Source organism: Pseudomonas sp. P7758 (assembly GCF_013386485.1).
GTDB lineage: Bacteria > Pseudomonadota > Gammaproteobacteria > Pseudomonadales > Pseudomonadaceae > Aquipseudomonas.
On sequence record NZ_JACARS010000178.1, the window covers coordinates 1 to 11,452 of the forward strand.

At 60.5% G+C, this 11,452-nt stretch carries 10 protein-coding genes; 4 read left to right on the forward strand and 6 right to left on the reverse strand.

Features of this window, described 5'->3' with window-relative positions:
* Window positions 1–61: 61 nt before the first annotated feature.
* Complete coding sequence (locus HX873_RS29330; RefSeq protein WP_087694978.1) at window positions 62–1,024, reverse strand: zinc-binding dehydrogenase; 963 nt, start codon at window positions 1,022–1,024, stop codon at window positions 62–64.
* Window positions 1,025–1,162: 138 nt separating this feature from the next.
* On the opposite strand from HX873_RS29330, the gene HX873_RS29335 reads away from it, so the two are divergent.
* The gene (locus tag HX873_RS29335; RefSeq protein WP_023659269.1) at window positions 1,163–3,244 is read left to right on the forward strand and encodes a carboxy terminal-processing peptidase; all 2,082 of its coding nucleotides are present in this window, start codon (window positions 1,163–1,165) and stop codon (window positions 3,242–3,244) included.
* 112 nt (window positions 3,245–3,356) lie between these two features.
* A complete protein-coding gene (locus tag HX873_RS29340) occupies window positions 3,357–5,135 on the forward strand; it encodes a bifunctional diguanylate cyclase/phosphodiesterase (protein WP_177123597.1) in 1,779 nt (592 codons plus the stop codon).
* Between the two features lies 1 nt (window position 5,136).
* Here the strand turns inward: HX873_RS29340 and HX873_RS29345 are convergent, their stop codons facing one another.
* The 5 genes from HX873_RS29345 to HX873_RS29365 form a co-directional block, all read right to left on the reverse strand.
* Window positions 5,137–5,523, reverse strand: a complete 387-nt coding sequence (locus HX873_RS29345; RefSeq protein ID WP_003211114.1) for a sel1 repeat family protein — start codon at window positions 5,521–5,523, stop codon at window positions 5,137–5,139.
* Window positions 5,523–5,894: a hypothetical protein gene (locus tag HX873_RS29350; RefSeq protein WP_003211116.1), complete on the reverse strand. Its 372-nt coding sequence runs from the start codon at window positions 5,892–5,894 to the stop codon at window positions 5,523–5,525. The genes HX873_RS29345 and HX873_RS29350 overlap by 1 nt, the downstream gene beginning before the upstream one ends.
* Window positions 5,891–6,229 (reverse strand): helix-turn-helix transcriptional regulator, encoded by a 339-nt coding sequence (locus HX873_RS29355; protein WP_003211117.1) that lies wholly within the window; start codon window positions 6,227–6,229, stop codon window positions 5,891–5,893. The genes HX873_RS29350 and HX873_RS29355 overlap by 4 nt, the downstream gene beginning before the upstream one ends.
* A gap of 97 nt (window positions 6,230–6,326) precedes the next feature.
* A complete protein-coding gene (locus HX873_RS29360; RefSeq protein ID WP_003211120.1) occupies window positions 6,327–6,782 on the reverse strand; it encodes a YkvA family protein in 456 nt (151 codons plus the stop codon).
* Window positions 6,783–7,245: 463 nt separating this feature from the next.
* Window positions 7,246–7,986, reverse strand: coding sequence for an FKBP-type peptidyl-prolyl cis-trans isomerase (locus HX873_RS29365; protein ID WP_003211122.1), 741 nt, complete (start codon window positions 7,984–7,986; stop codon window positions 7,246–7,248).
* Between the two features lie 246 nt (window positions 7,987–8,232).
* On the opposite strand from HX873_RS29365, the gene HX873_RS29370 reads away from it, so the two are divergent.
* Together HX873_RS29370 and HX873_RS29375 are read left to right on the forward strand one after the other, a co-directional pair.
* Window positions 8,233–10,044, forward strand: a complete 1,812-nt coding sequence (locus HX873_RS29370; protein WP_177117665.1) for a di-heme-cytochrome C peroxidase — start codon at window positions 8,233–8,235, stop codon at window positions 10,042–10,044.
* A gap of 31 nt (window positions 10,045–10,075) precedes the next feature.
* Window positions 10,076–11,206 (forward strand): catalase family protein, encoded by a 1,131-nt coding sequence (locus HX873_RS29375; RefSeq protein ID WP_177070598.1) that lies wholly within the window; start codon window positions 10,076–10,078, stop codon window positions 11,204–11,206.
* The last annotated feature ends 246 nt before the right edge of the window (window positions 11,207–11,452 follow it).

Genomic DNA, 11,452 nt, shown 5'->3' on the forward strand with positions numbered 1-11,452 from the left:
ACGAAAATAACGGATATACACCCAGCCCAACTCCCCCCCAACACAAATGTCGCATCTGAAATCAGGTCAGACTCTCGTCAATCACCAACACCAGCTTCCCGGAAATCCGATTAGTCGCCAGCTCCGCAAACGCAGCCTCGGCATCCTTGATCGGAAACGTCCTGGCCAGTTGCGGACTCAAGCGCCCCTCGGCAAACAACGGCCAAACATGCTGGCTCAAGTCACTGAACAAGTCAGCCTTGAACTGATCATCCCGACTGCGCAACGTCGACCCCAACACCTGCACACGCTTGGCCAACACCTGCGCCAGATCGATCTGCGCCTCACGCCCCCCCATCAACCCAATCAACACCCAGCGCCCATCACGCGCCACCAGCTTGAGATTCAGCGCCGCGTAATTCCCCCCCACCGGGTCAAGAATCACATCGAACGGTCCAAAATCCCTCAAGCCCTCGATGCCGTCAGTACGTACCACACCCCCCTGAGCCCCCAGCGCTTCACAGTACGCAAGGCGATCCGCCGACCCCACGCTGACCCAGCACGGGCTGCCAAACGCCTTGCACAACTGAATCGCCGCCGAGCCCACCCCACTGGCACCGGCATGCAACAACACCTTCTCGCCGGGCTTGAGGCCCGCCAACTGGAACAGGTTCAACCACGCGGTGCTGTATACCTCGGGCAACCCGGCCGCTTCCACCAGGGACACACCCTCCGGCACCGGCAGCACATGCCGCGCATCCACCACCACTTCTTCAGCCATCCCGCCGCCAGCCAGCAAGGCGCAAACCCGATCCCCCACTTGCCACGACGAACCGGCGCCGACTTCGCTGATCACCCCGGAACACTCCAGGCCCAGCACCTGGCTGGCACCGGGAGGTGGCGGATAAAGCCCCGAACGCTGTAATAAATCGGCGCGATTCAGGCCCGCAGCCGCCACGCGAATGCGTACTTGGCCTACATCGCATGTAGGACTTGGCTCTTCTTGCCACTCCACATGACCTTCAACGCCTTGCAATGCTTTCACAGTGCCTCCATAGTGAGTCTGGACTGAGCCCGTTGCTGTAGCGTCGGGCTTTTTGCATTATGCGACCGGCCCATATGGAACCGGCGACTTCAAAGACGGCCTAATATGCGTTATCAATTGCCCCCGCGTCGAATCAGCATGAAGCATTTGTTCCCCAGCACCGCCCTCGCTCTTTTTATCGGTATCGGCCTTTTGCCGCTGTCGAGCAATACGTTCGCAGCCAACAGCTGGGACAACCTTCAGCCTGATCGCGATGAGGTGATTGCCAGCCTTAACGTCGTCGAGTTGCTCAAGCGCCACCATTACAGCAAGCCGCCGTTGGACGACGCTCGTTCGGTGATCATTTACGACAGCTACCTCAAGCTGTTGGATCCCTCGCGCAGCTATTTCCTGGCCAGCGACATCACCGAGTTCGACAAGTGGAAGACGCAGTTCGACGACTTCCTCAAGAGCGGTGACCTGCAGCCCGGCTTCACCATCTACAAGCGCTACCTGGACCGCGTCAAAGCGCGTCTGGACTTCGCCATTGGTGAGCTGGACAAAGGTGTCGACAAGTTCGACTTCACCAAGAAAGAGACCTTGCTGGTTGACCGCAAGGACGCTCCTTGGCTGACCACCGAAGCCGAGCTGGACGACCTGTGGCGCAAGCGCGTCAAGGATGAAGTCCTGCGCTTGAAGATCGCCGGCAAAGAGCCGAAGGCCATCCAGGAACTGTTGACCAAGCGCTACAAGAATCAGCTGGCACGTCTGGATCAGACCCGTGCCGAAGATATCTTCCAGGCCTACATCAACACCTTCGCAATGTCCTACGACCCGCACACCAATTATCTGTCGCCAGATAACGCGGAAAATTTCGATATCAACATGAGTCTGTCGCTGGAAGGCATCGGTGCCGTCCTGCAAAGCGATAACGACCAGGTGAAGATCGTGCGTCTGGTGCCGGCAGGTCCGGCCGACAAGACCAAGCAGGTTGCCCCGGCCGACAAGATCATCGGTGTGGCCCAGGCCGACAAAGAGATGGTCGACGTGGTCGGCTGGCGCCTGGATGAAGTGGTCAAGCTGATCCGCGGGCCGAAAGGCAGCGTGGTGCGCCTGGAAGTGATTCCGCACACCAACGCACCGAACGACCAGACCAGCAAGATCGTGTCCATCACCCGTGAAGCGGTGAAACTCGAAGACCAGGCCGTCCAGAAGCAAGTCCTCAACCTCAAGCAGGATGGCAAGGACTACAAGCTCGGCGTGGTGGTGATCCCGGCGTTCTACCTGGACTTCAAAGCGTTCCGCGCCGGTGATCCGGACTACAAGAGCACCACCCGCGACGTTAAGAAAATCCTCACAGAATTGCAGAAGGAAAAAGTCGACGGCGTGGTCATCGACCTGCGCAACAACGGCGGCGGCTCCCTGCAGGAAGCCACCGAGCTGACCAGCCTGTTTATCGACAAGGGTCCGACCGTGCTGGTGCGTAACGCTGACGGCCGTGTCGACGTGCTGGAAGACGAGAACCCGGGTGCCTTCTACAAAGGGCCGATGGCGTTGCTGGTCAACCGCCTCTCGGCATCCGCCTCGGAGATTTTTGCCGGCGCGATGCAGGACTACCACCGTGCGCTGATCATCGGCGGCCAGACCTTCGGCAAAGGCACCGTGCAGACCATCCAGCCGCTGAACCATGGCGAGCTGAAACTGACCCTGGCCAAGTTCTACCGGGTTTCCGGGCAGAGCACCCAGCATCAGGGCGTACTGCCGGACGTCGATTTCCCGTCGATCATCGACACCAAGGAAATCGGCGAGAGCGCCCTGCCCGAGGCGATGCCGTGGGACACCATCCGTCCTGCGATCAAGCCTGCGGTAGACCCGTTCAAACCGTACATCGCAGAGTTGAAAGCTGATCACGAAGCCCGCTCCGCCAAGGATGCCGAGTTCATCTTCATCCGCGACAAACTGGCCCTGGCCAAGAAGTTGATGGAAGAGAAAACCGTCAGCCTGAACGAAGCCGACCGTCGTGCGCAGCACACCGACATCGAGAATCAGCAACTGGTGCTGGAGAACGCCCGCCGCAAGGCGAAAGGGGAAGCTCCACTCAAGGAGCTGAAGAAAGAAGACGAAGACGCGATCGCCGCCGAGCCTGATAAAACCAAGCCGGAAGATGATGCCTACCTGAGCGAGACCGGGCGCATCCTGCTGGACTACTTGAAAATCAGCAAGACGGTGGCCAAGCAGTAAATGATGGCGATTTAATGTGAACGCTCCTCGGAGTGTCATCAAATAGACATCATTCTGTCGTGAAATGAAGGACCTGCCAAAGCAGGTCCTTTTTTTTCGACCCGAGAAAATCATGACCATGACCGAACAGCTGAATGCATTGGGCTCAATCCTGGCTCAAGGCAGTTTGCACAGCCTGTTCCAACCCATCATTTCCCTGTCTGAACGACGCCTCATCGGTTATGAAGCCCTCAGTCGCGGCCCGTCCAACAGCCCGTTGCACTCCCCTGTCGCACTGTTCTCCGTGGCCCGCCACGCCGGGCGTCTCAGTGAGCTGGAGATGGTCTGCCGGGAAAGTGCCTGCCGGCGGTTCAGCGAGCAGAAACTGCCGGGCAAGCTGTTTCTCAACGTCTCGCCCGAATCCCTGCTGGAGACCGCCCACCAGCCCGGTCGTACCCTGCAACTGCTCAGCGACTTCGGCATCCCGCCCAGCCAGGTGGTGATCGAACTGACCGAGCAAACCCCGACCGACGATTTTCAACTGCTGCAAACCGCGCTGCACCACTACCGCGCCATGGGCTTTTCGATTGCCCTGGATGACCTGGGTGCCGGTTATTCCAGCCTGCGGCTGTGGTCGGAGCTGCGCCCGGACTACGTGAAGATCGATCGACACTTTATCGACGGCATCCACCAGGACGCCCTCAAGCGCGAGTTTGTCGGCTCCATCCTGCAAATCGCCAAGGCCTCCCGGGCCCAGGTCATCGCCGAAGGCATCGAGTTGCCGGAAGAGTTGGCGGTGCTCACGGAAATGGGCGTTGACTTGGTGCAGGGCTACCTGCTCTGCCGCCCCCAGGAACACCCGCCGCAGGAAGCGCGGTTGATGCTGCCCAAGCCCGACAACGCCAACGTCGCGCTGAACGACGAAGGCAGCGACCTCAGCGCCCTGCTCAACGAACAACCGGCCGTGGGCCAGCACACTGCCACGGCGCAGGTTTTGGAAGCCTTCCGGCGCCAGGCCAACCTCAATTCCCTGGCGGTGCTGGATGAGCGTGGCCACCCGATTGGCATCGTGCACCGGCACTCGCTGTCAGATGCGCTGCTCAAGCCGTTCGCCACCGATCTGTTCGCCCGCAAGCCCATCAGCCGCTTGATGAGTGATGACTTTCTCGCGGTGGAACTGAGCCAGTCCTTGCAGCAGGTCAGCCGCCTGCTCACCAGTCGCGCACGCCAGCGGATCGAGGAAGATTTCATCATCACCCTCAACGGCGATTATCTGGGGCTGGGCCGGGTGATCGATGTGCTCAAGCTGATTACCGAGCTGAAAATCCAGCAGGCACGCTATGCCAACCCGCTGACCTTGCTGCCGGGCAACGTCCCCATCCAGCAGTGCCTGACGCGGCTGTTGCAGCAACAACGCGAGTCTGTGATCTGCTACGTCGATATCGACAGTTTCAAGCCATTCAACGATATCTACGGCTATGGCCGGGGCGATGAAGTGCTGCTGTGCCTGGCGCAATGCCTGAACGACCGGGTAGACCCCAGCCGCGACTTCGTCGGGCATATCGGCGGTGATGACTTTTTGCTGGTGCTGGGGCCGCAGGATTGGCGCAAGCGGCTGAACCAGCTGCTGGACGACTTCCACACCCAGTGCCGGCGCTTCTATCGCAGCGAGCATCTGGACGCGGGCTGTTTCGTTGCACTGAACCGCCAGGGCGTGCACCAGGAGTTTGCGCTGCTGTCGCTGTCCATCGGCGTGGTGCATTTGTATCCACAGGCCTGTGGACAACTCGATGCCAGCCAGTTGGCGGAACTGGCCTCGCAAGCCAAGCACCACGCGAAGAACGTGGCGGGCTACAGCATTCATGTGATTGACAGCCTGGAGTTGGGCCAGGCAGAACCGCAGCCGCTCTAGATCAGAGTTGCTCCAGGCGCATCTGCGCCAACGGGTGCCCGGCTCGGGCGGCGATTTTCCACCAGCGTGCCGCTTCCAGCGGATCAGGCGCCTTGCCAAGGCTACCCGCAAGGCTCAACACCCCAATCTGGTAGGCAGCCTTGCCGTCGCCGGCCAGGGCCGCCAGCCGCAACAGTCGCACGCCTTCTTCACGGGCGCCGAGGCCCTTGCCACGAAACGTCAGGATATGTCCGTAGAAACTCTGTGCTCCTACGTCGCCCAGATTGGCCATGCGCGCGAACTGGCCTTCAAGCCACTGCCAGCCACGCGGCTGTCGCACGAACCAGGACCAATGAAACAACTTGCGCGCCAGCCAGTAACTGGCATACGCCTTGAGCTTCCAGAACACTACGCCTCCGCTGACTCGGGATAATCGTATTCAAATACTCGCACCACTTCGGATGCGTGCCACGACGCCGCGGCCACGCCATCGGACGGCCCGCAGAAGCGCCCGAGACGCTCCACGCATTCAAAGAAACCGGTACGTGGCAGGCGACTGGCGCCCTGGCTGATCACCAGGGAACTGCGCAGTGGTTGGTCGGCCTTGGCATCCAGCGCCGCCAGGTGCTCCAGCGCAGCCGTCAGGGTCTGCATGGCCGGCGTGGGAAATTGCAGGCGCTCCAGCAAGGCGCGGTAGGTCAAGAGGTGGCGCTGTCGGCGCGCCTGGTCCAGCTCGTTGAGTAACCCATCCCAATGTTGACGGCTGATGCGTACGCTCACGTTTCGTCCCTCCAACCTGCAACGCCAAGTTCCCAGGCCAGGCTGCGGCGGATGGCAGCGTCCGGCTGGCGTTCACCGCTTTCGATCAGGCCCAGGTAAGACGGGCTGATGCCCACTGTGCGCGCCAGAACCTCGATGGCCAGGCCCTTGGCCTCGCGCAGGCTTCGCAGCTGCTCCAGGGGGCGCAGATCCGGTTCGGCAGTGGCTTGGCTAATGGTCGAAGCGGGAGGCGTTGGCTGTTGCTGACCGGCAGCTTTTAACAGCGCCTGATACTGAGCCCATGGCAGAACCGCATATTCGGGCTCGCCATCCTTTGTAATTATCTGAATATCCATGACTGCCCCGTAGGATCACAACACTTACTTCGTAAGTACTTTCCTTAGGAGTGTAATCCTAACAGCCACAAAGAGCGCAGGGGGATATTCCCAAGGTTCAGTTTTTTTTCAGGTGTTCTTGCGTAAGCAGCTGAGGCGTCGCAGGAAGGCGCTCAACCACCGCAAGTTTCTCGGGGAGCTGACGCTCGCGCCAGGCGCGAAAGGCGCTCAGTTCGCCGTCGAGGGTCTTCATGACCCACGCCAGCACAGCAATGTCGTCGAGCATGCCGAACACCGGGATAAAGTCCGGGATCGCGTCAATCGGGCTCAGGAAGTACATCAACCCTGCCACTACTGAAATCAGCGCCTTGGGGCTGATGGCCCGGTACTCGCCGCGCCAGTAGGCCAGGCACAAGGCCTGGAGCAGCTTGAGGTCGTCCTTGAGCTTGCCCAGCCGGTTGCCCTGGCTCGAGCCTTTGGCGGCGACCGCGAACAGCAACGTCGGCAAGCGCCCACGGCCAAGCAGGCGAGCAGCCATGGGCAGGAAGCGGGTGAAATTAAACGGGGCTTTCATCGTCACTCCAGTTCCAGGCGACAGGAAAGGTTATCCACACAAATTGTGGATAACCTTGTGAACAGAGCCTATTTTCCAGGCTGAAAGCCACGTAATACAAGGCCTACAGTCAGATCGGGCGTTTTTTGCGCACATAAAAAAAACCCAAGAATTCATTGACTTGGAGATAATCTGCGTCTACCCGTACTCGGGTCTTTTATCAGACTGCTCTAGCCCGCATGGGTTCGGTTGAATTTGCCCTGGATTCAACTGATCGTTCCCACGCTCTGCGTGGGGATGCCGCCTGTGGCCCTCTGCGCTTGCTGTTAGCGCTAGGCTTGAGCTATGCGCAATGGTGACGCAGAGCGTCACGGGATGCATTCCCACGCAGAGCGTGGGAACGATCGCAGAGCGTGGGAACGATCGCACAGGCCAGAAACAACAACGCCCCGTCGAGACGGGGCGTTGTGTGTTCAGGCGCTGATTACTTCTTGGCAGCAGGAGCCGCAGGTGCGTCAGGAGCGTCTGCCTTGGACGGGTCCTTGATGGCCAGCAGTTCCAGGTCGAATACCAGCACGGAGTTGGCTGGAATCGCCGGGCTCGGGCTCTGGGCACCGTAGGCCAGGTCGGACGGGATGTACAACTCGACCTTCTCGCCAACGTGCATCAGTTGCAGGCCTTCGACCCAACCTGGAATCACGCCGCTGACCGGCAGGTCAATCGGGCTGCCGCGATCCACGGAGCTGTCAAAGGTGGTGCCGTTGGTGAGCTTGCCGGTGTAGTGAACAGTCACTACGTCGGTAGGCTTTGGCTGGGCACCGTCGGCTTTCTTCACGATCTTGTATTGCAGACCGGAAGCGGTGGTGACAACGCCGTCTTTCTTGGCGTTTTCTTCGAGGAATTTCTTGCCGGCGGTTGCCGACTCTTCGCTCATCTTGGCCATACGCTCTTCAGCACGTTTTTGCAGTGCGGCGAAGGCTTCGACCAGCTCGTCGTCTTTCAGCTTCTGTTCTTTCTTGCCGACGGCATCTTCGATGCCTTGGGCTACCGCTTTGGAGTCCAGGTCATCCATACCTTCTTGAGCAAGGCTTTTGCCCATGTTCAGGCCGATACCGTAGGAAGCTTTTTGCGCCGGGGTTTTCAGCTCTACGCTGGTTTGCGAATCACAACCCGCAAGTACCAGGCTAACCAGGGCCACCGCCGCCGCCAACCGATGCTGTTTCATGCTATTTCCTTGTTCGTGTGCCAAAAGGGCATTCGAGTAAAGTCGCGAGCTTATCAGGCGGCCACGACCAATGGCTACCGGCATGTGAGCAGGAAACTTCTGATAAGTTCACGTGTTTAAAAGCATTTTCATTCAATCCAGGGCCCTGCAACGGACGGCAGCAGCGCTGGAACGAGACTCATGGCCACTTGCCGCACTGCTGGCCTGATGGCATAAGAACGCTACAACTCGACAAGGATAGTTATCTTGCGCATTTTTTCCCGTGTTTTGCTGATGATTTTCATACTGCTGGGCCTGGTCCTGGCGGTGGTGCTCTATTACGTGGTCAACCCGAAGCTGCCGGTCTACGTGCCGGTGGAACAGGTGCACTATCAGGATCAATGGAGCGCCGCAGATCGCCAGACCTACTATTTCACGCCCCAGGGCACCCAGGTCAAGGGCCTGCGTTATGCCTGGTTTACCGCACTGGAGCTGCCGTTCTCCGAACAGCGTTTCGCCACGCCCGAGTACCTGGCGCGCTTTGGTTTTCTGGTAGACCCCAAGCAGGTGCCCACCGCGCAGAACCCCGGCAACCTGCCGGTGGGTTTCGCCCGGCATAAAAATGCCGGCAGCAATGATGAGTTCCTCGACATCACCTGCGCCGCCTGCCACACCGGCCAGTTGAACTTCAAAGGCCAGGGCCTGCGGATCGACGGTGGCCCGGCGCAACATGTGCTGCCGTCCAGCGTGCCGACCCTGCGCGGCGGCAGCTTCGGCCAGGCACTGGTCGCCAGCCTGGCCTCGACCTACTACAACCCGTGGAAATTCGAGCGCTTTGCCCGCACCGTGCTGGGCCATGACTACAACGACCAGACCGCAGCGCAACTGCGCCAGGACTTCAAGAAGTCCCTGAACAACTTCCTCAAAGTCGCCTGGAACGACACCCACCGCGGCCTCTACCCCACCGAAGAAGGCCCGGGCCGCACCGACGCCTTTGGCCGTATCGCCAACGCCAGCTTCGGCGACGCCATTTCCCCCGACAATTACCGCATCGCCAACGCCCCGGTGGACTACCCGCAACTGTGGGACATCTGGACCTTCGACTGGGTGCAATGGAACGGCTCGGCCCAACAACCCATGGCCCGCAATATCGGCGAAGCCCTGGGCGTCGGCGCCACCCTGGACTTCTTCGACAGCGCCGGCCAGCCGCTCCAGGGCGATGCGCGCTACGCCTCCAGCGTGCGGGTTCGCGACCTGAATACCATCGAAGAAACCCTGCAACGGCTCAAGCCCCCCACCTGGCCCGAAGACCTGTTCGGCGCCATCGACAAACCGCTGGCCGCCCAGGGTCGCGCACTGTTCGCGGAAAACTGCGCCGGCTGCCACGTGCCAGCGGTGTCCCAGGTCGATGGCCGCCCGGTGCGACAATTGAAAATGCTCCCGGTGGAGGTGATCGGCACCGACCCCGCTACTGCCAACAATATCGCTGACCACCGCTTCGACCTCAGCGCCCTGCAATGGGACCCGGCGGAGTTGGCGAAAATGAACGTCGAACTGCACCCCACGCCCACCGAGCCGCTGGACCTGCGCAGCCTCTCTTCAGCCAAAGGCCTGGCCTACATCACCGCCTTTGTCGAAGACCACGCCTACCGTGCCGCCGGTGTGACACCTGCCGAACGCCCGCGCCTGGACGGCTTCGGCCTGCCGATCGGCGTACGCGAATTGCGTGCCTACAAGGCACGGCCCTTGGCCGGGGTGTGGGCGACACCGCCGTTCCTGCACAACGGCTCGGTGCCGACGATCTACCAATTGCTCTCGCCTCAGGACGAGCGCAGCCCGACCTTCTATAAAGGCACCTTCGAATACGACCCGCGCCACCTGGGCTATCAAACCGCCGCGTTCCCCAACGCGTTCCTGTTCGATACGCGCATCACCGGCAACCACAACAGCGGCCACGAATTCCGTGCCGGGCAGCGTGGCAACGGGGTGATTGGCCGAGGCTTGCTGCCCCAGGAACGCTGGGCGCTGCTGGAATATTTGAAAGTGCTGGGCGGCCCGCTGGAACAGCAACTGCCCTGACCCAACCGACTTCGCAGAAAAGGATTTTTAAATGCTCGCTCGACTTTGGCTGCGCCTCGGCGCGTTTCTCGGCAAGACCCTGTTGTGGCTGGTGGGCCTGGGCCTGCTGGGCTGGTTGCTGTCCACCCTGTGGTTTGCCTGGCAGCACAGCGGCCCGGTATCGCCGGATGAACAGATCCCGCCGGGTGAAGCGGCCATGACCCAGGGCATCATCCAGACCGCCGTGCGCATCGTCGACCAGCACCGCGAAGGCACGCGTTACCTGCGGGATGCGCATGCCAAGGCCCATGGCTGCGTGAAGGCCGAGGTCAGCGTACTGGCGGACCTCGACCCGGCCCTGCGCCAGGGCGTGTTCGCCGAGCCGGGCAAGACCTGGCAGGCGATGATGCGACTGTCCAACGGCAATGCGTATCCGCAGTTCGACAGCATCCGGGATGCCCGGGGGATGGCGATCAAGTTGCTGGACGTGCCAGGCAAACAGCTGCTGGCGGATCAGCAGGCGCGGGGTGAGCAGGACTTTGTGATGTTCAGCCATCCGAATTTTTTCGTCAGTGATGTGGCGGAGTATGCGCAGAACATTTCGGCTCAGGCCGATGGCAAGAAAGTCATGGCGTTTTTCCCCGGGGTGGATCCGCGCAGTTGGCAGGTGCGGCATTTGTTTATCGCGCTGGCGACGTTGGCGCCGCCGCCGGTGAGTCCTACGCAGACGACGTATTTCTCGGTGTCGCCGTATAAGTTCGGGGCGGCGAATGCGAAGTTTCGGGTGGCGCCGGATCCCCAGGGGTGTCCTGCGTATGTGCTGCCTGAACAGAATCAGGACCTGCCGAACTTTTTGCGCAGTGCGTTGAATCAGCAATTGTCGACGGACCGGGTGGCGGCGTGTTTTGTGTTGCAGATTCAGCGGCAGAATCCGCAGAAGTTCATGCCGATCGAGGACACCAGCATTGAATGGAAAGAGAGTGATGCGCCGTTTGAGACGGTGGCCAAGGTGGTGATTCCGGCGCAGGATTTTGATACGCCGGCGTTGAATCTGGCTTGTGATAATCAGTCGTTTAATCCGTGGTTTGGGGTGGAGGCGCATCGGCCGATTGGGGGGATTAATCGGTTGCGTAAGGCGGTGTATGAGGCGGTCAGTGATTATCGGCATAGCCGGAATTTGTAGCTCCGCGGTGTGGGGTGCATATCCGTTGCTGCGGTTATGGCCGCTATTGGTTCCGCTCTTACAGCGGCTCACTTTTGAACAGCGCAAAAGTAAGCAAAACGCTCTTGCCCCACCACTCGGCTCCTCGCTTAGGCTCGGTGTGCCCTCACTCCGGCTTTGGACCGTGGGCCGCCGTCATGGGCCATCCCTGGCCCAGGACGGCTAACCCGGCGTCCTGCCGGGTTACCCACGCTCCAAAGCCTGCGT